This window comes from Kribbella sp. NPDC051587 (assembly GCF_044453945.1).
In the GTDB taxonomy this organism is placed as follows: Bacteria; Actinomycetota; Actinomycetes; order Propionibacteriales; family Kribbellaceae; genus Kribbella.
This window is the reverse complement of record NZ_JBITDE010000001.1, coordinates 133,801-155,914: the sequence shown is the minus strand read 5'-3', so window position 1 is coordinate 155,914 and position 22,114 is coordinate 133,801. Positions and strand designations below refer to the sequence as shown.

20 protein-coding genes, 2 tRNA genes and 1 pseudogene are annotated in these 22,114 nt (G+C 67.3%); 15 read left to right on the top strand and 8 right to left on the bottom strand.

Annotated elements, in window-relative coordinates:
* Positions 1-428 precede the first annotated feature (428 nt).
* The 3 genes from ACIA49_RS00720 (at position 429) to ACIA49_RS00710 (ending at position 2,740) form a co-directional block, all read left to right on the top strand.
* Complete coding sequence (locus tag ACIA49_RS00720) at positions 429-1,700, top strand: MFS transporter (protein WP_396374962.1); 1,272 nt, start codon at positions 429-431, stop codon at positions 1,698-1,700.
* A gap of 67 nt (positions 1,701-1,767) precedes the next feature.
* Positions 1,768-2,283, top strand: coding sequence for an AAA family ATPase (locus ACIA49_RS00715; protein WP_396374961.1), 516 nt, complete (start codon positions 1,768-1,770; stop codon positions 2,281-2,283).
* Positions 2,273-2,740 carry a DinB family protein gene (locus ACIA49_RS00710; protein ID WP_396374960.1) on the top strand — a complete coding sequence of 156 codons (468 nt, stop codon included), beginning with the start codon at positions 2,273-2,275 and terminating at the stop codon, positions 2,738-2,740. The genes ACIA49_RS00715 and ACIA49_RS00710 overlap by 11 nt, the downstream gene beginning before the upstream one ends.
* Positions 2,741-2,939: 199 nt before the next feature.
* On the opposite strand, the gene ACIA49_RS00705 is transcribed toward ACIA49_RS00710, so the two are convergent.
* The 7 genes from ACIA49_RS00705 to ACIA49_RS00675 form a co-directional block, all read right to left on the bottom strand.
* Positions 2,940-3,503, bottom strand: a complete 564-nt coding sequence (locus ACIA49_RS00705; protein WP_396374959.1) for a kinase — start codon at positions 3,501-3,503, stop codon at positions 2,940-2,942.
* A gap of 9 nt (positions 3,504-3,512) precedes the next feature.
* Positions 3,513-4,127, bottom strand: coding sequence for a chloramphenicol phosphotransferase CPT family protein (locus ACIA49_RS00700; protein ID WP_396374958.1), 615 nt, complete (start codon positions 4,125-4,127; stop codon positions 3,513-3,515).
* A 9-nt stretch (positions 4,128-4,136) separates the two neighbouring features.
* The gene (locus tag ACIA49_RS00695) at positions 4,137-5,828 is read right to left on the bottom strand and encodes a hypothetical protein (protein ID WP_396374957.1); all 1,692 of its coding nucleotides are present in this window, start codon (positions 5,826-5,828) and stop codon (positions 4,137-4,139) included.
* An 85-nt stretch (positions 5,829-5,913) separates the two neighbouring features.
* A complete protein-coding gene (locus tag ACIA49_RS00690) occupies positions 5,914-6,903 on the bottom strand; it encodes an ATP-binding protein (RefSeq protein ID WP_396374956.1) in 990 nt (329 codons plus the stop codon).
* 129 nt (positions 6,904-7,032) lie between these two features.
* Positions 7,033-7,665, bottom strand: coding sequence for a nucleotidyltransferase domain-containing protein (locus tag ACIA49_RS00685; RefSeq protein WP_396374955.1), 633 nt, complete (start codon positions 7,663-7,665; stop codon positions 7,033-7,035).
* Positions 7,666-7,684: 19 nt separating this feature from the next.
* Positions 7,685-8,194: a DinB family protein gene (locus ACIA49_RS00680; protein ID WP_396374954.1), complete on the bottom strand. Its 510-nt coding sequence runs from the start codon at positions 8,192-8,194 to the stop codon at positions 7,685-7,687.
* Positions 8,195-8,426: 232 nt separating this feature from the next.
* Positions 8,427-8,497: transfer RNA gene (locus ACIA49_RS00675), tRNA-Gly, on the bottom strand.
* A 125-nt stretch (positions 8,498-8,622) separates the two neighbouring features.
* Here ACIA49_RS00675 and ACIA49_RS00670 point away from each other — a divergent pair.
* The 9 genes and pseudogenes from ACIA49_RS00670 (at position 8,623) to ACIA49_RS00630 (ending at position 18,551) form a co-directional block, all read left to right on the top strand.
* A tRNA-Pro gene (locus ACIA49_RS00670) sits at positions 8,623-8,695 on the top strand.
* Between the two features lie 78 nt (positions 8,696-8,773).
* On the top strand, positions 8,774-10,156 hold the full coding sequence (gene tig / locus ACIA49_RS00665; RefSeq protein WP_396374953.1) for a trigger factor: 1,383 nt from the start codon (positions 8,774-8,776) through the stop codon (positions 10,154-10,156).
* 92 nt (positions 10,157-10,248) lie between these two features.
* On the top strand, positions 10,249-11,283 hold the full coding sequence (locus ACIA49_RS00660; protein WP_396374951.1) for a hypothetical protein: 1,035 nt from the start codon (positions 10,249-10,251) through the stop codon (positions 11,281-11,283).
* Positions 11,280-12,566, top strand: coding sequence for a hypothetical protein (locus ACIA49_RS00655; RefSeq protein ID WP_396374950.1), 1,287 nt, complete (start codon positions 11,280-11,282; stop codon positions 12,564-12,566). The genes ACIA49_RS00660 and ACIA49_RS00655 overlap by 4 nt, the downstream gene beginning before the upstream one ends.
* A gap of 57 nt (positions 12,567-12,623) precedes the next feature.
* Positions 12,624-13,247, top strand: a complete 624-nt coding sequence (locus tag ACIA49_RS00650) for a ClpP family protease (RefSeq protein ID WP_391542810.1) — start codon at positions 12,624-12,626, stop codon at positions 13,245-13,247.
* A 27-nt stretch (positions 13,248-13,274) separates the two neighbouring features.
* Positions 13,275-13,889, top strand: a pseudogene (locus ACIA49_RS00645) (ATP-dependent Clp protease proteolytic subunit); the annotation flags it as partial.
* A 151-nt stretch (positions 13,890-14,040) separates the two neighbouring features.
* A complete protein-coding gene (clpX, locus tag ACIA49_RS00640; RefSeq protein ID WP_396374949.1) occupies positions 14,041-15,336 on the top strand; it encodes an ATP-dependent Clp protease ATP-binding subunit ClpX in 1,296 nt (431 codons plus the stop codon).
* 106 nt (positions 15,337-15,442) lie between these two features.
* The gene (locus ACIA49_RS00635) at positions 15,443-17,035 is read left to right on the top strand and encodes an alpha/beta hydrolase (protein ID WP_396374948.1); all 1,593 of its coding nucleotides are present in this window, start codon (positions 15,443-15,445) and stop codon (positions 17,033-17,035) included.
* 94 nt (positions 17,036-17,129) lie between these two features.
* A complete protein-coding gene (locus ACIA49_RS00630) occupies positions 17,130-18,551 on the top strand; it encodes a glycoside hydrolase family 6 protein (protein ID WP_396374947.1) in 1,422 nt (473 codons plus the stop codon).
* On the opposite strand, the gene ACIA49_RS00625 is transcribed toward ACIA49_RS00630, so the two are convergent.
* Positions 18,548-19,600, bottom strand: a complete 1,053-nt coding sequence (locus ACIA49_RS00625; protein ID WP_396374946.1) for a helix-turn-helix transcriptional regulator — start codon at positions 19,598-19,600, stop codon at positions 18,548-18,550. The two genes, ACIA49_RS00630 and ACIA49_RS00625, sit on opposite strands and share 4 nt — an antisense overlap.
* A 123-nt stretch (positions 19,601-19,723) precedes the next feature.
* Here ACIA49_RS00625 and ACIA49_RS00620 point away from each other — a divergent pair, with 123 nt between their 5' ends.
* The 3 genes from ACIA49_RS00620 to ACIA49_RS00610 all read left to right on the top strand — a co-directional run bounded on the left by ACIA49_RS00620 (position 19,724) and on the right by ACIA49_RS00610 (position 22,114).
* Entirely contained in the window at positions 19,724-20,059 is a 336-nt protein-coding gene (locus ACIA49_RS00620) for a cupin domain-containing protein (protein WP_396374945.1), read from the top strand.
* A complete protein-coding gene (locus tag ACIA49_RS00615; RefSeq protein ID WP_396374944.1) occupies positions 20,056-20,427 on the top strand; it encodes a DUF1304 family protein in 372 nt (123 codons plus the stop codon). Before ACIA49_RS00620 ends, ACIA49_RS00615 begins: the two co-directional genes overlap by 4 nt.
* A gap of 148 nt (positions 20,428-20,575) precedes the next feature.
* Positions 20,576-22,114 (top strand): alkaline phosphatase D family protein, encoded by a 1,539-nt coding sequence (locus ACIA49_RS00610; protein WP_396374943.1) that lies wholly within the window; start codon positions 20,576-20,578, stop codon positions 22,112-22,114.

Sequence of the window (22,114 nt, the reverse complement as noted above, 5' to 3'; positions counted from 1 at the left end):
CGGAGTCGCCAGAGGTTGCGGCTGCGTTCGGGGGTTCGGGGAGAAGGGGCTGCGATCGAGGGAGCTTTGACAGTGTGCTCGGAGGGCATCTGGACGGGCGCACTTCCCAACATCTTCTAGGCAGGTGGGTTCGCGACCGGAAGACGGCGCACTTTCCAGTATCGCTCAGTGGGTAAGCGCTTGTCCTGTCAATTCCATTCCCTGTTGATGAATTACAGCCGGTTGCAATAGGCCACCCTCGACCCAGGCGGTGACCGCCGTCACAGTCATTACGAATCGCGATAGGTCGCCGGTTCGGATTGCAACTTCCTGCAATCTGCCGGACGCCGCGCGTGTTCCTGCGGCAGGCTGGGACGTGGAGTGCACATGCTCCGCTCGGGGCGAACAGGTGTAGTGCTTTGGTCGCTGGGAGTGAGAGATTGCCAGACATGGCGTGGCTGGTGCGTGGTGAGGTTCGGAAGCTGTGGCTCGGACAGTTGGTGTCCGCGGCGGGTAGCTCGATCACCACGGTCGCCTTGCCACTGGTGGCGGTTCTGACGCTGCAGGCGTCACCGCTCCAGATGGGACTGCTGTCTGCGCTGACTGTCCTGCCGCATCTGGTGTTCGGGCTACCTGCGGGGATGGTGGTCGACCGGGTGTCGCTGCGACGGCTTCTGGTGTCGGCGGACGTCGGGCGCGCCGTACTGCTCGGGTCTATTCCGGCTGCGGCGGCTATGGGGGTGTTGCAGATGGGCCAGCTGTACGGCGTCGCCGTACTGGCTGGTGTGTTGTCGTTGCTCGCGGATACGTCGGCTCTGACATTGATGCCTGCGTTGGTACCGCGTGCGGAGCTCATGCGGGCGAACAGTGCGTCGCTGCTCACCACGAACCTGGCGACGACGACTGGGCCGTCGGCGGCCGGCTTCCTGGTGCAGGCGGTGAGTGCGCCGTTCGCGATCCTGGTTGATGCGCTGTCGTTCGTGGTGTCGGCCGTGATGATGTGGTTGATCCGGGAACCGGAGCGTGTTGCGCCGCCGGAGCGGACACCAGTGCGGCTGTCGACCGGTCTGCGGGTGCTGTTCGCCGATCGTGTGCTGGGACCGCTCACCCTGTCGGCCACGGTCGGGTCGCTGTTCGGGGCCATGCAGGGGCCGCTGGTGGTGCTGTACCTGGTACGTGAGCTGCACTGGTCCCCGGCGTACGTCGGGGTCGCGGTCACGGCGTCGGGCGCCGCAGCCGTGGTCGGCACCCTGGCCGCGACCGCCTGGTGCAACCGTGTCGGCATCGGCCGCACCTATCTGTCCGGGCAGTTCTTGAGCGTTGTTTCTGGCGCCGCACTGGCGACCGGGCTCGCACCGATCATCTATGTCGGCCAAGTGGTCTCCGGATTCGGCCTGGCCCTCTTCGGCATCCCGCAACGCACCCTGCGTCAGTCCCGCATCCCTGCACACCACCTAGGCCAAGCCACCGCCACCTGGCGCACCGTCGTCATCGGCGGCCAAGCGCTGGGCGCCGCCCTGGCCGGCGTACTCGGCACGGCCCTCGGCCTCCGTCCAACCCTGCTGGTCTCCAGCGCCGGCATGCTCATCGGCGTACTGATCGCCGCCCTCTCACCACTTCGGACTCTGAGAGGAGTGTCAGAGGGGGAAGTAGTTCCCGACGAAGCCGAAGGTCCACCGGGCGGCGTCCCAGAACCCCCGCCGTATCGCCGAAACAACTAGTCCGAGTTAAGCGAACGCCACCGCTTTTTCGACTGCCATAGCAATCAGTATCAGGCAGACTGCGCTCATGCCCTTGTTCTACGTGGCCGGCGCCTCCGGAGCCGGCAAGTCGACGGTCTGCGCGGAGCTGGCGCGGCGCGGTCACCCGTCGTACGACGTGGATGCGGACGGGCTGGCAGTCTGGCTGGACCGGGCGGGGAACGTGGTGCCGATGCCGGACGCTCGGGATGACGCTTGGTTTGCCAACCACACTTACACGCTGCCGCCCGCGATCGTTCGGCGGCTGGCTGCGGAGGTGGGGGAGGCGGTGGGGTTCGTCTGCGGGACGGTGGGCAACGAGGGGGAGATCTGGGACCTCTTCGCACACGTGATCAGTCTCAGCGTCGACGCGGAGACGGTACGACGGCGGCTCGCGCAACGGCCTGACGGCTTCGGCTCCACTGCGGAGGAGTTGCAACGGATCCTCACCTGGCACGCCACTATCGACGCGGACAACGCCCGCTTCGGAGCCACTCTCGTCGACGCTGGTCGACCGCTGGTAGCTGTTGTCGACGAGGTGCTTGAGGTGGCCAGTGAAGCTTGAGTTGTTGGAGAGTTTGCGGCGTAGCCGGGCGGAGGTGCTGGCTGCGGTTGAGGGAGTGTCGGAGTACGACCGGCGGCGGCCGATGGTGGCTAGCGGGACCAACCTGCTCGGGCTGGTGAAGCACCTGGCCGGCGAGGAACACGGGTACCTGGGGGAGTCACTCGGTCGCACACCCGCGCTGAGGCCGACCTGGTTCCGTGACAACCCGTACGACGAGCAGGACCTGTGGGCGACGCCAGACGAGTCGACCGACTACATCACTGGCGTCTATCGAGAGCTGTCAGCTCACGCCGACCAGGTGATCCTCTCACTCGACCTGGACAGCCCGGCGTACGTACCGCACTGGTCGAATCACGAGACCACCATGGGCGTCCTGCTCTTCACCATGGTCGCCGAAACCGCCCACCACGCCGGCCACGCCACAGCCCTCCGCCACCTCGTCAACTCCCGGCCCTAACGTCCGAAGGACGCGCTGGCGTGGTCGGCGTTTCTTCGGACGTTAGTGCCGGTCGTCACGGCGCTGGGGACGTCTGCCTGTCGATACAGGTCGGTTCCGCTCCCCGGCCCAAGCGAGAACTCCGCTTCGGTGTCACAACGTCCGAAAACACGCCGACCACGTGTGCGGGTCCTTCGGACGTTAGGGGATGAAAGCGGCCTCAGGACTGATGGGCGTCCGCTATGGGGGCGTTGACTGTGCCGCCGGTGGTCCAGGTGAGGTCGGTGAGGATGCGGTCGACGGTTTGGTCCAGGGTGCTGTCGATTCCGATCACCTGCTCACCGGGTACGCCGAGGAGGTCGACGTCTCGGTACCAGTCGCGCATCTGCTCGGCCGTGACCACCTTCGACAGCTCACGGGTCGAGTGCCGGCGAATGGTCTCCTCGAACGGCAGCTGGAAGTAGTACACGCCCGTCACGCCGGCGTGGTCCGCAATGAGCTGCCGAAGCATGTCGCCGTAGGTGCGGTTGTTCAAGATCCCTTCCAGTACTACGTGATACCCGTGGTCGAGCGCATACCGCACGAGCAGTTCGATCAGCCCCACATTCGGTTGGCCGAAGCGATCGTGCTCCCGCAGCAGAGTGCGTCGTACATAGTCCTGCTCGACCCACGCAACGCCGTACCCGAGGCGCCGCCGTATCTCCTGCGCCGTGCTGCTCTTCCCCGACCCCGAGTTGCCCCGCACCACAACAAGCCGAGTAGTCCCATCCCCAGTCCCAGTCACCCAAAGACCCTAAGCCAGCCCGGACCCCAACCGCTGGAACGCCGTCGGCGCGGGACCACTCTCCAGGTGCTGCCGGATGACAGCCGCACACTCGTCGGCACTCAACACCGACGTGTCGACCTCGACGTCGTACACACCAGGCGTGTGAACCGCCCTGTGCCACAGGGAAACCGGATCAGCGACAGTCCCGTCCTGGTTGTAGCCGACGCCGCCCCACGTCGTCCGACGCCGTTCCAGTACGACGTCAATCGGGCAGTGCACACCCACGAACCACACCGGCAGTCCCGCGAGCCGGCGAGCACAGGCGGGCAGAATGCCGAGTGGAACGGAGTAGGAGTCGTGGTGCACCGCGTCGACCACCACGTTGAGCCCGAGCCGGCTGTGGGCGGCGATCGCGTCGTACAGAGCGGCGTACCAAGTCACGATCAGCGGCTCGAGATCCGGTCGCTCACCACCCGGCCGGAGCCCGATGCCGGGCCGCAACCGCTCGGGAGTCAGTTGCTGATAGCTGTCCACGCCCAGGTTCATCCACACCCCGTCAAACGTCTCCTGCACGGCGCTGGCGATGCTCGACTTACCGGCACGCGGCGGACCGTTCAAGATCACGATGCGCCCTGGTTTCACCTGCCGACCTTATTCAACGCGGAAGATGGGGCCGCGGGGGGTGAAGGGGAGGGTGGCGCCTCGGGGGAGGAGGTAGGCGTGGGGGCGGCGGAGGCGGAGTACGTCGCAGTGGCCGTCGGTGATGAGGAGTATGGGGCCGGTGCTGGGGAAGTCGTCGGCTCGTTCGAGGAGGTCGATGCCGGGCTGGAGGCGGGTGCCGCCGCGGCCGCGGACCTGGACTCGGCCGGCGATGTCGTCGACGGGGACGTAGCCGGCGTCGTACGGGGCGGCGTCGCAGTAGATGACGCGGGCGGCGGGGACGTCGCGCGCTCGGGAGTACGACGCGATCGCGCCGAGCGCTTTGCCCAGCAGTAGGCGGTCCATCGAGCCGGAGGTGTCCAGCACGACCCCGTACGTCGGGAGGCGTTCCAGCTCTACTGGGCGGATCCAGCCGGGGCGGGGGATGTCCGGCGTACCGGACTGGCGGCGCGAGGCGCGGGCGTAGGTGCGGGTGCGTTCTGCGGCGGGGACGTGCTCTTCGAACCAGCGGGCGAGTTGAGCGTCCCAGCTCAGAGGTGGGTGCTCGAGTGCGCGGATCTCCTCGACGAGACCCGCTGGGAGCAGTCCGCGGGAGGAGTCGTGGTAGGCGAGGCCGGTGCTCAGGGCGCGGCGGTAGATGTCGTCCAGGCCGGCTGCGCGTGCAGCCTCGCCGGTGTGCGGGAGGGGATGGCCCAGTACGTCGCCCAGTCCGGTCCCGCGCAGAGTCGCGAGCTTGCGGTAGCGGCGTAGGTCGGTGGCGACGCGGTCGTAGACCTCTTCGGCGGACATGCCTTTCAGGACGGGGTCGTGGAGAGCACCGTCGGGCATGGTGCCGACGCCCATCTCCAGGAGCCAGCCGTTGATGACCAGGTCGGCCGCGATGTTCCACAGGTACGGATCGCGACCGCCGACACGTTCGCCGTGCCGGAGTGCCGCGTGGAGCATCTCGTGCGCCATCACGAAGCGCCACTCGTTCTGCGTCAGTCCACAGAGCGGGTTGACGTAGATCTCGCCCACTGAGGCGTTCACGGCCGCTACATGGATGTCCCACCCACGGGCGAGCTCAGCCTCGGCCACCACAGTCATGGTGGACGCTATGGCGCCCAGCAGCGGGTACGACGAGACGAACCAGCGCAGCGCGAGATCCCACTCGTTCCGGACCGCACCCCGACCACTCAGCGACGACCGCGCTCCACCAGCGACATCCACCGCAGCCGCGGCCGCATCCGACAGACCAGCAGCGAACAGCTCACTCCAGTTCGGCGGCTTGCCCCAACCAGTCCACCGTTCGATCAGTACGTCGGTCTGCCCGCCCGCGACGCCCAGTCCCGCGTACTCACCCGGTACGCCGGTGCGCCGCCACCGCCGAGCCAGCACATCCTCGTCGACCGAGGGGAACTCGGAAGGGAGCTCCACCACCGGGGTACCGAGTTTGAGCGAGTGAAGGAAGTGATTGACCGCGGTGTCGCACGCTGCACTCGCAGCCTGGTCCGGAGCCGGCCTGTCGCGCTCGGCGTGGCCTAGACCGAGGTGGATGAGCAGATGCGCGAAAACCCAGGTCCACTCAGTCGGAGTGGCTCGGCGGGTCGAGTGCGCGAGGAGCTGGCCGTTCGAGTCGATAGTGGCCCAGCCGTCACGTTGCACCGAGCTGCTGCGCTCCGGATCCCGAACCCGGTCTGCCATGGGAGCGAAGAGTGGATGGCGTGCCACGACCTTCCAACCGGCCCGGATCGCTTCCAGGGCTGGGTCTTTGCGGGTCTTGCGGCGGTCAGGCACGGACGGCGACCAGCCGCGGCAGGTCGCGGCTGACCTCGACCAGGAACCAGGTCGGCAGCACCGGTCGGCCGTCGTCGTCGGAAGCGATCACCAGCTGGGCGACCTCGAGAGAGATCTCGGCCAGCTCCACCAGCAGGGCCTTGCCGCGGTGCGCGAGCTGACGCGCGGCCGGGCTGCCGGAGTTCTTGTCGGCGGGCAGTTCCTTGACCAGCCGGGCACGGAAGGTCTCGGCCAGGAAGTACAGCAGGTCGCGGTCCTCCGGGGCGGACGGCCAGCCGGTTTCACCCTTCAGCACCGCCTCCAGGCCGAACGCGTTCCGCACCGTCTTCACGAACGCGCGGAAGGCCGAAGCGTGCGCGGCCGACAAGGTGCCGAAGGCAAGCACTCGGAGCGTCTCGTCGGTGACGCCATCGCCGTACGAGTGCAGGGCGTCCGACAGCATGTGCCAGCTCCGCGGCGTCGAGAACGGCTCCTCGGTCTTCGGCGGTGCAGTCCAGAGGTGGTCCGGCCGGTTGCGCAGATAGTCGAGTACCAGCGGGTGAATCCCCGCCGTACCGGCCCACTGCAGCCAGTCACTCGCCGAAGCACGCAGGTGGACGTGCACCAGCCGGTTGATCAGCGCACTGGCCATCGGCCGCGCCAGAGCGTTGTCCGTGGCCCGGTTGCCGGCTCCGATCACCACTGAGCCCTCTGGCAGCTCGTACTCACCGATCCGCCGATCCAGGATGAGTGAGTAGAACGCTTTCTGTACCTCGGCCGACGACGCGTTCAGCTCGTCCAGGAACAGGCAGTACGGCTCGTCCCGGGCAATCGCCACCGGCGGCGCGAACCGGCTCCGCCCGTCCACGATCTGCGGTACGCCGATCAGGTCCTCGGGCGCGAGCTGAGTCCCGAGCAGCGTCACGCACTCCAGCCCCAGCGAATCCGCGAACGCCTTGACCAGGCTGCTCTTCCCGATCCCGGGTGCCCCCCACAGAAACACCGGCCGCACCACAGCCACATGCAGCAAAACCTCCGGCAGCTCAGCCGCCGAAACCGAAATCCCCGCCTGCATCCATCCCTCTCGTCAAGTCCCCCGAACTCCCTAGGGTCCTCGCAACGCCCATCCCTGTCACACGAATTTCCACGGGCAGTCCGGGTAGTGGCGCCGTACTGACTCGCGGAGCCAGTCCTGCTTGGACTCTGAGAGCAGGGGCCAGGTGCGCTCCAGGTCGTGCTGGTCCTTGGTGCGGTGGAGGCGTGCTTTGAACAGCAGCACGAGCTCGGGGTTGAGGTAGCGAACACCGTCATCGGCCACCCACGTCACCTCGTCGAGGCGGCCGGTGTGCTCGGGGAAGTACTTGTTGGTCCACAGCCCGTCGCGGTCCGGCGTCAGCGGCAGGTCGATCACCCACGGCGCATCCCCGTGCTCGCGCACCCACACCTGACTGTCCGGCCCGAACACGTCCGGGTGCTTGTCCGTCAGCGGCCGCATGTCACCCCCAGCCAGACTCCACAGGTGCCACCGCTCACCCACATGCGCCCGGAGAGCCGGTACGTCGGACGCGAAGATCGACACGTCCACATCCGAGTGCTCGCGCCCCAGCCCGGTGAAGGCGTCGATCGCCCACCCGCCGACCACCCACCAAGGCCGCTCGAACCCCCGCATGAACCCGACCACCCCGGCCAGGTCCATCGGCTCCCACCGGCCGTACAACCGAGCCCAGTAAGCCGCCTCAGCCGCCTCCGCTACCGCATCACCCATCCACCCAGTGTGACGTCCGTCAGGTCGTCGGCTCGTCAAGGACGAGGCGCTGTCCGCCGTCGACCAGCTCACGGCAGATGTCCAGGTGTCCCGCATGAGTGGCCGTCTCGACGATCACGTGCAACAGGACATCGCGCAGCGACGTGTACGGCGGGTCGCCACCGTCCTCGAACCACCAGACCACCGGAGCGTCCAGCGGCAACTCGGCAACAGCCGCAGTGCCCAGCCGGCACTCCTCGACGTACTGCTCGAGCAGCTCCTCGTCGCTCTGGTGGTCGGGCGCGGTCCAGCCGTCGTACCCCTGCGGTATGTCCACGTCCTCGCCCGCCATCACAGCGCGAAGCCACACGCGCTCAACGTCCAGAGTCAGATGCCTGATCACACCTCGGGGCGTCCAGCCCGAAGGAACCTGCGAGCGACGGCGAGCCTCAGCCGGCATCGCCAACACCTGCTCGACAACATGCCTCCGCCGCCCCTCGAGCCACTCGACCAGTGCGCGCTTCGTAGCCTGCTCCGCATTCACGTCCACGCACCCAGTCAACCCGACAAAGATGTCAAACAGCCCAGCCAAGCGACAGCAAACCCCGACCGCCTGCCCCAGCCACAACCCGCGAGCCGGACCGCCCGCCCCAGCCACAACCCGCCGAGCGAAGCGAAGGCCGGGGGCACGGGGGCGGAGCCCCCGCGCGAGCGGAGCGAGCCGTGAAATGGCGAGAGCGACCAGGCTGACGCTTTCCGTCAGCACAGGTCGCCCTCGATCGAGCGGGTGACGAGAATCGAACTCGCGTAGTCAGTTTGGAAGACTGGGGCTCTACCATTGAGCTACACCCGCGTTGTGCCCACCAGGTGAGCACGCAGACATGATTCCACATCACCGGGGCGAGGCTCAAACCGGATATCCGGTGGGGGTGGTGGCGCGAGCACCCCTCGGCGTCGACTAGACTTGCGCGGTCACTGCGGGGCGTAGCGTAGTGGCTAGCGCGCCTGCTTTGGGAGCAGGAGACCGCAGGTTCGAGTCCTGTCGCCCCGACAAACCCCCTGCAGCACCGCTGCGGTGCGGGCTGTCCGCCGCACCGGCAAAGTCATCAGATCAAGGAGAACCGCCACCGTGAAGAGCACCGTCGAGTCCTTGAGCCCGACCAAGGTCAAGCTCATCGTCGAGGTGCCGTTCGAGGAGCTCAAGCCGAGCCTCGACGCGGCGTACCAGAGCATTGCCCAGCAGATCCAGGTGCCTGGCTTCCGCAAGGGCAAGATCCCGCCGCAGGTGATCGACCAGCGGGTCGGCCGTGGTCCGGTGCTCGAAGAGGCCATCAACGACGCGCTGCCGAAGCTGTACTCGCAGGCGGTCCAGGACAACCAGGTGAAGGCCATCGGCCGCCCTGAGGTGGACGTCACCGAGTTCAACGACAGGGAGAGCCTGCAGTTCTCCGCCGAGGTCGAGGTGCGCCCGGAGATCACGCTGCCGGACCTGGAGGGTCTGCAGGCCGAGGTCGAGGACATCGCGATCGCCGACACCGAGGTGGACGAGCAGATCGAGGCGCTGCGGCAGCGGTTCGGCTCGCTGAACCCGGTCGAGCGCGCGGTGGCCGACAAGGACTACATCACCATCGACCTGTCCGCCAGCAAGGACGGCGAGAAGGTCGAGGAGGCGCAGGCCACCGGCCTGTCCTACCAGGTCGGCAGCGGTCAGCTGCTGGACGGCCTCGACGAGGCGGTCACCGGGCTGAGCGCGGGCGAGAGCAAGACCTTCGTCACGCAGCTGGTCGGTGGCTCGCTCAAGGGTGACGACGTCGACGTGACGGTGACCGTCACGGCGGTCAAGGAGCAGGAGCTCCCGGCCTTCGACGACGACTTCGCGCAGACCGCGTCCGAGTTCGACACCGCCGACGAGCTGAAGGCCGATGTCGCGGCCCGGCTGGAGCGCGGCAAGCGGCTCGAGCAGGCCGGCGAGGCCCGCGACGCCGTCCTGGAGAAGATCCTGACCCTGGTCGACGTGCCGGTCCCCGACGGTCTGCTGACCGACGAGCTGGCCGCCCGCAAGGAGAACCTGGAGCAGCAGCTCGGGTACTCCGGGATGTCGTTCGAGCAGTTCCTGGAGGGCGAGGAGCAGACCCAGGAAGAGTTCGACGAGGACCTGAAGAAGCGCTCCGAGGACGCCATCAAGGCGCAGTTCGTGCTCGACCTGGTCGCCGAGCAGCAGGAGCTGAGCGTCAACGACCAGGAGCTCACCGAGCACATCGTCCGGCACGCGCAGCGTTCCGGCGTCAGCCCGGACCAGTTCGCCCAGCACGCGGTCGAGAACAACCTGGTCCCGAGCCTGGTCTCCGAGGTCGTCCGCGGCAAGGCGCTGGCCCACCTGGTCGAGCACGCCGTCGTCAAGGACGCCTCCGGCAACCCGGTCGAGCTGAAGACCCTGCAGCCCGACGGCACCTACGCCGAGGTCACCGAGGCTGAGGCCGAGGCCCCGGTCGAGGAGCCCGCAAAGGCCTGATCTGTCCGTCGTAACGGCCCGGACCCCGAGCGGGGTTCCGGGCCGTTTCGCGTTGACAGCGATCTGACAGCGGTCCCGCCTAGCGTCGTCGCATGACCTCCACCCGTCCCCTCGGGAGGTCCGCCCGGGTGCTGGCTGTCGTCGTACTGACTGCCCTCGCTGCCGGCGGCCCGCTGCCCGATCAAGCCCAAGCAGCCTGTACGGCGGCCGCCGTGGCACCCGCGGCCGAGACAGCAGGGCGCATCGACCTGTTCGCGCGTGGCACCGACAACGCGCTCTGGCAGCGCTACTGGGATCTCGGCAGCCCGTGGACCTGCTGGCAGAGCCTGCGCGGTGATCTGGCCTCCGCTCCCGCTGCCGCGTCCCACGACGACCAGATCGTCCATCTGGACGCGCTAGGCCCCGACGGCCGGATCAAAGACCGCTCCTACGTCAACAACCAGATGCTCCGCGGTGGCTGGAGTCTCTGGAGCGACCTGGGCAGTGAGACCTTCACCGCCGCCCCAGCCACCGCCTCCTGGGGCACAGGTCACCTAGAGGTGTTCGCGGTCGACCAGAACCACCACCTCCAGCACAACTGGTTCCGGTTCAACGGTCAGGGCTGGAGCGGCTGGTACGGCTGGGCCAACGACACCATGGAGCTGCAGGGCGCCCCGGCTGCAGCCGCGTACGCCAAGGACCGGCTGCACGTTTTCGCCCGCGGTGCCGACAACAGCATGTACCAGCGCTACCTCACGGAGCAGCCCGGCGTCTGGAGCGGCTGGGTCCCGATGGGCGACAAGGTGTTCACCTCCTCACCCGGTGCCGTCTCTTGGGGCCCGACCCACCTGGAGGTCTTCGCGCTCGGGGAGGACAGCAAGGTCTGGCACACCTGGTACGACTTCACCGCCAAGGCCTGGACCACCTGGTACCTCTTGGACGGCACTCCGACCTTCAAAGCGGCCCCCGCCGCCGTCTCCTACGCACCGGGCCGGCTGAACCTGTTTGCCCTCGGCACTGACAACCGCATGTGGCAGCGCTACCTCACGGAGCATCCCGGCGTCTGGAGCGCCTGGGCGCCGATGGGAGACGAGCAGTTCACGTCAGGGCCAGCAGCGGCTTCCTGGACCCGGCAGGTGAACCAGTGACGACACGCAGGACCTTCCTGAAGCTCGGTGCGGCCTCCATCGCGCTCCCGAGCCTGCTCACCACGGCCCAGGCGCGTCTGACCGCCGTACCGACAGTGCTGGCTGACGACACGTACCCGATCGGCTTCTTCTGGCCGCCGCCCTCCACCGAGACGACGCTCAAGCGCTACCAGCAGATCGCCGACGCCGGCTTCACCTTCGTGAACTCCGGCAACGACGTGAACAACTGGACCAACAGCCTCCCGATGATGCAGCGCTGCGCGGACGTCGGCCTGACCGCGTTGCCGTCCGACGACCGCATCGGCCAGGCAACCATCTGCCCCGGCTGGCAGGACGGCATCAAACGAGTCCGTGACCAGTACGCCGCTGCCTCGCCCGCGTTCGGCGGATTCCGCCTGATCGACGAGCCGGCGCCCCGCCTGTACCCGCGGCTGCGGATGATCGCCGACGTACTCAGGCAAGCGGGTCCCACGGACCTGACCCACGTGAACCTGGTGCCGTTCTACGACCCGGGCGACGCAGCGGCGTACCAGGACTTCCTGGCCCGGTACGTCGACCAGATGGCGCCCACGTTCATCTCCTTCGACCACTACCCGCTGCTGACCGACAACACGCTCCGGCCCACGTACTTCCACAACTGGGCGCTGATCCGCCGGGCCGGACTGGACGCCGGCCTCCCGACCTGGACCTACATCCAGACGCTGCAGCACGGAAACATGAAGTCGCCCACGCGGGAGGAACTCCAATGGCAGATCTCGATGAGCCTGGCGTACGGCTGCAAAGGCATCCAGTACTTCACCTACTGGACTCCGGTCGGCAGACCCGACTTCAGGTTCGGTCCGGCGCTGATCGATGCGAACGGCGCGCCGACCGCGAAGTACGACTGGGCCAAGACCATCAACACGACCTGGTTGCAGCCGGTCGGCCGGCAGCTGAAGCACCTGGTGAGCGAGTCGGTGGTGCACGCGAACGAGAGCCCGCTGCCGCTGGGGGCGACCGCGTTCACACCTTCGACTCGGCTGCGCTCTGTTGCTGGTGATCCGGTCGTGCTCGGCCAGTTCCGGGCCGCCGCCGACGACGGACGGCGGTGGCTGTTCGCCGCCAATCGCCGGTACGGCGCCGCTCAGAGCGCGAACGTGACGATCACGCCCGAGGTGGCCGTGGGCACGGTCGAGGAGTTCCTGCCCGTTTCAGGGACCTACCAGGCGCTCCCGGCCGGCCCGTTCCGGTTCACGATCGCTCCCGGTTCGGGCCGGTTGTTCCGCCTCACCGGTGCGCCGTGAGCGAACACCTGTGGCCCAGCCTTAGGTCTGTCGCTCCCGCCCAGTAATGTCGGCTTCGTGAACGAGACATTTGCAGCCAGCCCCACCGCCGCGGGCGGTAACGGATCCGGCGGACACGACGACGACATCTATCGGGAGTTGCGGAAGAACCGGATCATCTTCCTGGGGTCCGAGGTTCGCGACGACAACGCGAACGCGATCTGCGCGCAGATGCTTCTGCTGAACGCCCAGGATCCGAACGCGGACATCTGGCTGTACATCAACTCGCCGGGTGGCTCGGTGGACTCCGGCATGGCGATCTACGACACCATGCAGTGGATCTCCAACGACGTCGCCACGGTGGGGATGGGCCTGGCCGCCTCGATGGGCCAGTTCCTGCTCTGCGCGGGCGCGAAGAACAAGCGCTACGCACTGCCGCACGCCCGGATCATGATGCACCAGCCCTCCGGCGGTATGGGGGGAACGGCGTCCGACATCAAGATCCAGGCCGAGCAGTCGCTGCACCTGAAGGCACTGCTGTTCAAGCTGATCGCCGAGCACACCGGCCAGCCGCTCGAGCAGGTCGAGAGCGACGCGGACCGCGACCGCTGGTTCACCGCGGACAAGGCCAAGGAGTACGGCTTCATCGACCACGTGGTCACCAGCGCGGCCCAGCTCAGCTCCGGCAGCCCGAACTCCTGATCGCTCCCCACCGGTAAGACTAAGGACGCAAACATGAACTACTTCATCCCGCAGTGGGAGGAGCGCACGTCGTACGGCATGCGCCGCATCGACCCCTACACGAAGCTGTTCGAGGACCGGATCATCTTCCTCGGCACGCCGATCACCGACGAGATCGCGAACGCGGTGATGGCGCAGCTGCTCTGCCTGCAGTCGATGGACTCCGAGCGTGACATCAGCATCTACATCAACTCGCCGGGTGGTTCGTTCACCGCGCTGACCGCGATCTACGACACCGTGCGCTACATCAAGCCGGACGTCCAGACCGTCTGCCTGGGCCAGGCCGCCTCGGCCGCCGCCGTGCTGCTGGCCGCCGGTACGCCGGGTAAGCGGCTGGCGCTGCCGAACAGCCGGATCATCATCCACCAGCCGGCCACCGAGGGCACCTACGGCCAGTCCAGCGACATCGAGATCCAGGCGAACGAGATCCTCCGCCTGCGCGCGCTGCTGGAGAAGATGCTCGCCGACGCCAGCGGCAAGTCGCACGAAGAGGTCTCCCGCGACATCGAGCGGGACAAGTTCCTGACCGCCGAGCAGGCGATCGAGTACGGCCTGATCGACGACGTCCTGCAGACGCTCAAGCCGGTTCCGGCCGGAGTCTGATCACGAGACGGTGAGCCCCGGCGGGGCTCACCGTCTTTTCCTGCCGCGTTCGCCACCGGCGTAGACACAACCGGGTACAGAGCGCAGCGTTTCGGCTCCTGACGGGGTACCGTCAAAATGGTTCGACTGCTCAGAGAAGGGATCTGTCCCGGTGGCACGCATAGGTGACGGCGGCGACCTGCTCAAATGCTCGTTCTGCGGTAAGAGCCAGAAGCAGGTCAAGAAGCTCATCGCCGGTCCCGGCGTTTACATCTGCGACGAGTGCATCGATCTCTGCAACGAGATCATCGAGGAGGAGCTGAACGAGGGCTCCGAGGTCGGTCTCACCGAGCTCCCGAAGCCGCGGGAGATCTACGACTTCCTCAATGCCTACGTCGTCGGACAGGACGTGGCGAAGAAGGCGCTCGCGGTGGCGGTGTACAACCACTACAAGCGGGTCCGCGACGGTCAGGGCTCCTCGAGCGCCGGCCGGCACGCGAAGGACGAGGCCGTCGAGCTGGCCAAGTCGAACATCCTGCTGATCGGCCCGACCGGCTGCGGCAAGACCTACCTCGCGCAGACCCTGGCCCGGATGCTGAACGTCCCGTTCGCGATCGCGGACGCGACGGCGCTGACCGAGGCCGGCTACGTCGGCGAGGACGTCGAGAACATCCTGCTGAAGCTGATCCAGGCGGCCGACTACGACGTCAAGAAGGCCGAGACCGGGATCATCTACATCGACGAGGTCGACAAGATCGCCCGCAAGAGCGAGAACCCGTCGATCACCCGCGATGTCTCCGGCGAGGGTGTTCAGCAGGCGCTGCTGAAGATCCTGGAAGGGACCACGGCCAGCGTGCCGCCGCAGGGCGGCCGCAAGCACCCGCACCAGGAGTTCATCCAGATCGACACCACCAACGTGCTGTTCATCGTCGGCGGCGCGTTCGCCGGCCTGGACCACATGGTGGAGCAGCGGGTCGGCAAGAAGACGCTCGGCTTCAACGCCTCCCGCGAGCAGGAGAAGCCGCGTGAGGTCGGTGGGTACGCCGATGTGATGCCCGAGGACCTGCTGAAGTTCGGGCTGATCCCCGAGTTCATCGGCCGCCTCCCGGTCATCACCACGGTCTCCCCGCTGGACCGCGATGCGCTGATCAAGATCCTCTCGGAGCCGAAGAACGCGCTGGTCAAGCAGTACCGGCGGCTGTTCGAGATCGACAACGTCGAACTGGAGTTCACCGACGACGCGGTCGACGCGATCGCGGACCAGGCGCTGCTGCGCGGCACCGGCGCCCGTGGTCTGCGCGCGATCATGGAGGAGGTGCTCCTCAACGTGATGTACGAGGTGCCCAGCCGTGAGGACGTCGCGAAGGTCGTCGTCAACCGCGGTGTCGTGCTGGAGAACGTGAACCCCACGCTGATCCCGCGCGACCAGGTCGAGCGCAAGCGCGAGCGGCGCGACAAGACCGCCTGAGCAACACCACTCTCCAGGGGGAGGCCGGGTCCGCCGTACGGCGGGTGCCCGGCCTCCTTCTCGTGGTGGACGCGAGCCGAGTACGGCGTTGCCTACGGTCGGTCACATGAGGCAACGAAGAATCGTTCGAAGTGTGACCGTCACCGCGACCGCACTCGCGCTGGTCGTGCCCGTCACCGCATCCGCGGCCGCACCGCAGACCGCCGTACCGAAGATCGCTTGGGGGAGCTGTGGGACCGCGCCGGAGCTGAAGCCGTTCCAGTGTGCGTCGGTCGAGGTACCCACTGACTATGACCACCCGCGTGGACCGACCACCACGATCGCCTTGACCCGGTTGCCCGCCAGCGACCCGGCCAAGAGGATCGGGACCCTGTTCACGAACCCCGGTGGCCCGGGTGGACCGGGAGTGCCGTTCATCCAGCAGATCGCCCAGGTGGCGTACTCGCCGGAGCTGCGGGCCCGGTTCGACATCCTGGGCTTCGATCCACGCGGCGTCGGCCAGTCGGATCCGGTGACCTGTTACCCGACGGCGGCCGAGGAGGCCGCTGCGCTGGCAAACCTGAAGGCGTTCCCGGTGACCGCCAAGGAGGAGCGCAAGTACATCGTCGACGCGGCGAAGCTCGCGGCACAGTGCCGCAGCGTGTCGCCGGACCGGCTCCAGCACTACTCGACCGCCAATGTGGCCCGGGACATGGATCTTCTCCGGCAGGCGGTCGGCGACAAGAAGCTGAACTACATCGGCTACTCGTACGGCACCTACCTCGGCGCCACCTACGCGAAGCTGTTCCCGAACAACGTCCGTGCGCTCGTCATGGACGGCACGCTGCTCCCTGACTGGTACACCGGCGGAAACGGTGAGCGTCAGTCGCTCGGCGTCCGGCTCCGGCAAGGGGAGGGCGCATCGGACACCTACCAGCAGTTTTTGCTGGAGTGCAAGAAGGCTGCCGCGGCCTGCGCGCTGAACGCGGTCGGCGACCCGAAGACGGTCGTCGAGAACACGCTCGAGCGACTGAAGACCAAACCGATCGTCGTTCCACAGCCGGACGGTACGTCGGTGACGATCGACTACCCGGCCGTGGTCGCGTTCATGTTCGAGCACCTCTACTCGTCGGCCGCCTTCCCGGACATGGCCACGACGCTGACCGAGTTGGCGCAGTGGCCGACCGCCGCCCGCGCCAAGGCCGCGCCCGCGTTCGTCGAGTGGAATCGTCGCAAGGAGGACTATGCCTCGATCGGCAATGCACTGCAGCCGTGTGTCGAGGCCAAGCAGTCCGGTCGTCCGCTGGCCTACCCGGCGTTCGCCGATGCCGCCGATCAGCGGGCACCGCACTTCGGCCGCTATCGCTCGTGGATCGGGATCCAGTGCGAGTTCCTCGGGCTGAAGGACACCGACGCTTTCCTCGGCCCGTGGCAGAACAAGGTCAAGCAGCCGGTCCTGGTGTTCGGCACGCGGCATGATCCGGCCACGCCGTACCAGGCGACCCGTCCGTTTGCGAACCTGTGGCCGGACGCACGGATGGTCACGATCGAGGGCTGGGGGCACGCCACCAGCCTCGGCGGGAGCAAGTGTGCGGACCAGATGCTCACCAAGTACCTGACCACGCTGGCGGCGCCGGCCGACAACTCGACCTGTCAGCAGGACCGCAAGCCGTTCGACCCGCTGCCGACCGGTAAATCGGTGGCGAGTTTGATTCGGTGACTGGCAACTAGTGACAGCCGGGAGCGTAACCAGGCAGACTGGGAGCGCTCCCGGCTTTGTCTTGCCCGCCCCTTTCGCCCCGAAGGAGCAGTACATGCGTTGGATTGCCCGCGGCCTGGTCACGGCTGCCCTTGCTCTTGGTGTTGTCGTTCCTGGCAGCGCTTCCACAGCGAGCGCTGCGACCGAACTCCTCACGAACGGCGCCTTCACCACCGGTACGGCGAACTGGTGGGGATCCGGTAATACCCCGATCAGCCCGGATGCCGGGCAGCTGAAGGCCGTCGTACCGGGGGCAACCGCGAACCCGTGGGATGCCATGCTCGGTCAGAAGGTCCCGGCCTTGACTGTCCATCAAGGGCACAAGTACATCCTGGCCTTCGATGCCCGCGCCTCGGCCGCCCGGTCATTGCGGACGACGGTCCAGCTCAACGTCGATCCCTTCACACCCTCGCTGAGCAAGGCGTTCACCGTCGGTACGACGATGCGGCGGATCGCCATGGCCTTCACCGGAGCGCAGGAGACCACCCAGGCCGAGCTCACCTTCCAGCTCGGCGGACAGCCCGGTGGTGGGTTCACGTTCTGGCTGGACAACGTCTCGCTGATCGACGTGACCGGCACGCCGGCCGGGAATCCGGTCCAGCTGACCAGCGGGTTCTACGTCGACCCGAACTCGAACCCGAAGGTCTGGGTCGGGAAGAACCCGGGCGGTGCGGCGACCACCATCAACAACGCGATCGCGAGCAAGCCGATGGCGCGCTGGTTCGGTGGCTGGAACACGAACCTCGCCGACGACATCAACAACTACGTCGGTCCCGCGGACGCGGCCGACAAATTGCCGGTGCTGGTCGCGTACAACGTCCCTGGCCGGGACGCGTGTGGTGGTCACTCCGGTGGCGGCGCGGCCGGCGAGGCGGCGTACCAGGAATGGATCCAGACGTTCGCGGCCGCGATCGGGACCCGCCCGGCACTGGTGGTGCTGGAGCCGGACTCGATCGGTGACTTCCAGTGCATCACCGACGTCAAGGAGAAGGAGGCCCGGATCCGGATGCTCGCCTTCGCCCTGCAGGCGTTCAAGGACTTCGCTCCCAACACCTGGACCTATGCCGACGCCACCAACAAGGGCTGGGGTTCCGGCATCGGCACCGGTGAGCTCGCGTCGCGCCTGACCAGCATCGGCGTCGCGAACGCGCACGGTCTGGCCGTGAACGTCTCGAACTACTACCGGACCGCCGAGACGATCACGTTCATGAACGAGCTCAACAGCCACTTGTCGACACCGAAGCCGTTCGTCATCGACACCAGCCGCAACGCCAACGGTTCGGCCGGTGGCGCGAACTGGTGCAACCCGGCAGGCCGCAAGCTCGGCTCGGTCGCCCAGCAAGGCGGCGGCGCCGAAATGCTCCTCTGGGTGAAGGTCCCCGGTGACTCCGACGGCCCGTGCGGGGAGTCCGGTGAGCAGGCCGGCACCTTCGACCCGAAGCTCGCCCTGCAACTGATCAACAACCCGCAGACCTAACGCGACGGGGTGAGATCGTCGGGCCGCAGCGTGGCGACGAGTTCGCCACGACTGCGGACGCCGACCTTGGCGAACGCTGCCTTCAGGTGGTCCTGGATGGTGTGCGGTGAGATCGACAGCCGGCCGGCGATCTCGGCCGTGCTGTGCCCGGAGATCACCTCGAGGCAGATCTCGCGTTCACGCGTGGTCAGCCCGTACGCCGCCAGCAGCAGGCCGACCAGATGCTGACCCGAGGCCGGCTCGATGGTGACGACGACCTCGGATTGGTCGTCGTCACTGATCAATCGGCTGCCCTGCATCAGGACCCAGCCACCTGAGGTTGTTTGCACGCGGGCCAGGAAGGTGCCGCTCGCCGCTGCTCGAGTGCCGGTCACCACGGCCTGCAGCAGTACGGCGAACCGGCCGGGCGCGATCTGGTCGAGTTCGTCCTGCCAGGACCGGGCGGCCGCGGTGACCGCACGCGGTTCGCCGTTCGGGCCGGTGACGATGATCGACGGACCGGCTCCGCCGCGGTACCCGTGCGCGTCGGTCCGGATCGCGACCCGGGTGGCCGCGCCGATCACCGGTGCGATCGCGGTCAGGAACTCCAGTTCGCGATCGGTGAAGTCAGTGCCGGCCCGGACGAACCCGGCCGCGCCCCAACAGTCGCCGTCGACGAGGAACGTCGTACGGGCTTCGTGGTCGAGGCCGAGGGGACGCCAGATCTCGTTCAGGCGGCGGTGCCCGACGACGTCGCGATGCGGCAGGTCGGACAGCCTGGCCACCCCTTGTGCGCGGCGAGCCATCGCGGCGAACGAGTTCGGTACGTCGCCAACGTACTCGGTCTCGGCCAGCAGCGGCTCGTACTCGGTCGGGATCCGGTCCCGGCCGCCGGTCATCGAGCTCATCACGAGTGTGCTCGGGTCGAGGGAGGCCCAGCAGGTGAAGTCGCTGGCGACGACCGCGTCAACCACCTCGATCGCTGCGGTGTGCAGCGCCTCGACGCCCAGCCCGGATGTCGCCAGCGCCGCGATGTCCCGGCGCGCGGACCGCGCCCGTCCCTCCCACATGCGCTCAGTATGCGCCGCGGCCGACCGGCCGCCTATCCCCGAATTGTGGGGATCCTGGTCCGTCCACGAAGCCTGTTCGCCGGGGATGGCCGGGACGGCGGTGGCTTCCTACCGTCGCCCGGTATGACAGTCCATCTGAGTTCTGCGGGCACCGGGCAGGAGTACGTCGTACCGGAGGCCACCGTGACCGTGAAGATCGGCGCCGAGCACACCGGCACCGAGTACGAACTGCTGGAGATCGACGCACCACGAGGTCCGGGCGGGCCGCCGGAGACCGAGCCGTGGAGCAAGGCCTACTACGTGTTGCAGGGGCGGGTCCTGGTCCAGGCCGGTGACGACGGCTACGACCTCGGACCGGGGTCGTCGATCAGCATCCCGGCCGGTACGGCGAACACCTTCTCGGTGCTGACGCCGACGGCGAAGTTGCTCACCTTTCGCGTCACAGTGGTCCAATCATGAGTACGGCGGCGCAGGTGGTGGCCGTGGTCATCGCGGTCGTGCTGGCCGTCGTCTGGGTGATGGAGTCGTTCCTTTACCGGCACCCGCGGCTGTACCCGTTGTTCCTGACCAAGCCCGCGGACCTCGATGCCGTCCGGCTGTGGACCGTCAACCTCGGCTTCTACAACCTGACCACCGCCATAGCACTTCTGGCCGGTGTTGTCCTTGTACACAACGGACATCTCGACGGCGGACACGCGCTGATCGTGTTCACGGCGGCCCAGCACCTGTTCCTCTCGGGCGTGCTGCTCGTGGTCGAACGGAGGCTCTGGCTGAACACCCTGATGGAGGGGATCCCGGCGCTGGCGTTGCTCATCTTGGCGATCTGAGCAGAACCAGACCAAAAGGTAGGAAAGTTACGGGAATTACGCAAAGATGGCCACCGCACCACGCATGCTCAAAGGTTTCCCGGATGTCAGCGTCCACGTCACCCGTCCGGGAGACCCCCGCCCTGAGTACCCGTGAAGGTGAGGCCTCATGAGCCCAATCAGTCGCAGAACCCTTGTCCTCGGTGGACTCGCCGCGGCCGGCGTCAGCGCACTCCCGGTCCGTTCGGCCGTGATCGCGGCCACCGCGGCAGTCCCGTACCCGTTCCAGCTCGGCATCGCCTCGGGTGATCCCGACGCGAACAGCGTGGTCCTCTGGACCCGGCTGGCGCCGTCCCCGCTCAACGCCGATGGTCTGGGCGGGATGGGGACCGCCGACGTGACCGTCGACTGGCAGGTGTCCACCACCGATACCTTCGCCACGCTCGTCGCCTCCGGCTCCGTTGTCGCGAAGTCCGCGTCTGCTCACTCGGTGCATGTCATCGCAGGCGGGCTCAACCCCGACTTCGACTACTACTACCGGTTCCGCGCGCAGGGCCACCTCTCACCGGTCGGCCGCACCCGGACCACACCGGCACTCGGCACCAACGGCCGGGACCTCGTGATGGCGTTCGTCTCCTGCTCGCACTACGAGGAGGGCTACTTCACCGCCTATCGCCGGATGGCCGAGGACAACCCCGGACTGATCCTGCACCTGGGTGACTACATCTACGAGTACGGCGCTACCGAGGGCCGGACGCGGTTGCACGCCGGTACGGCGGAGATCGTGTCGCTGGCGGACTACCGTCGCCGGTACGCGCAGTACAAGAGCGACCCGGACCTGCAGGCTGCGCACGCGGTCGCGCCCTGGGTCGTCGTACCGGATGACCACGAGATCGAGAACAACCGGGCGGGGAACATCCGGGAGAACAACACCCCTGCGCTCACTGCGGCTCAGTGGACTGCCCGGCAGGCAGCGGCGTACCAGGCGTACTACGAGAACATGCCGCTGCGCCCGGCGCAGGTGAACAACGGCGCTGCGATCCAGCTGTACCGCCGTCTGCAGTGGGGGAGCCTGGCGTCGTTCCACATGCTCGACACCCGGCAGTACCGCAACGACCAGGCGTGTGGGGACGGTTGGAAGATCTGCTCCGACGCGGACCTCGCCACGCGCAGCCTGCCGGGCAACGCCCAGGAGACGTGGCTGCTGAACGGTCTGAACCAGCACGCCGCGACCTGGGACATCATCGGACAGCAGGTGTTCTTCGCTCGCCGGTTCAACTCCACCGGCGCCAGCATGGACTCGTGGGACGGCTACCGCGCTTCGCGGGCCCGGATCCAGCAGGGTTGGGTCGACCGCAGTGTGCGCAACCCCGTCGTACTGACTGGTGACGTGCACCGCGCGTGGGCCAGTGACCTCAAGGCTGACTACAACAACGCGAACTCGGCCACCATCGGCAGTGAGCTCGTCTGTACGTCGGTCACCTCCAGTGGTGATGGAGACGGCGCCACGACGATCCCTGATGTCGGGACCAACCCGTGGCTGAAGTTCTTCAACAACCGGCGCGGTTACGTGCGGACGACGATCACTCCGACCGAGATGCGGGCAGACTTCCGCGCCATCGCCAAGGTGTCGGAGCACGGTCTGCCGGCGACAACTGCGAAGTCGTTCGTCATTCAAGAGGGTCAGCCCGGATTGCAGGCGGTGTGA

Coding starts and splice junctions, on each gene's coding strand:
- ACIA49_RS00720 (WP_396374962.1), top strand. CDS start 429: ATGGCGTGGCTGGTGCGTGGTGAGGTTCGGAAGCTGTGGCTCGGACAG.
- ACIA49_RS00715 (WP_396374961.1), top strand. CDS start 1,768: ATGCCCTTGTTCTACGTGGCCGGCGCCTCCGGAGCCGGCAAGTCGACG.
- ACIA49_RS00695 (WP_396374957.1), bottom strand. CDS start 5,828: ATGGCAGACCGGGTTCGGGATCCGGAGCGCAGCAGCTCGGTGCAACGT.
- ACIA49_RS00685 (WP_396374955.1), bottom strand. CDS start 7,665: ATGGGTGATGCGGTAGCGGAGGCGGCTGAGGCGGCTTACTGGGCTCGG.
- ACIA49_RS00660 (WP_396374951.1), top strand. CDS start 10,249: ATGACCTCCACCCGTCCCCTCGGGAGGTCCGCCCGGGTGCTGGCTGTC.
- ACIA49_RS00635 (WP_396374948.1), top strand. CDS start 15,443: ATGAGGCAACGAAGAATCGTTCGAAGTGTGACCGTCACCGCGACCGCA.
- ACIA49_RS00630 (WP_396374947.1), top strand. CDS start 17,130: ATGCGTTGGATTGCCCGCGGCCTGGTCACGGCTGCCCTTGCTCTTGGT.
- ACIA49_RS00625 (WP_396374946.1), bottom strand. CDS start 19,600: ATGTGGGAGGGACGGGCGCGGTCCGCGCGCCGGGACATCGCGGCGCTG.
- ACIA49_RS00620 (WP_396374945.1), top strand. CDS start 19,724: ATGACAGTCCATCTGAGTTCTGCGGGCACCGGGCAGGAGTACGTCGTA.
- ACIA49_RS00615 (WP_396374944.1), top strand. CDS start 20,056: ATGAGTACGGCGGCGCAGGTGGTGGCCGTGGTCATCGCGGTCGTGCTG.
- ACIA49_RS00610 (WP_396374943.1), top strand. CDS start 20,576: ATGAGCCCAATCAGTCGCAGAACCCTTGTCCTCGGTGGACTCGCCGCG.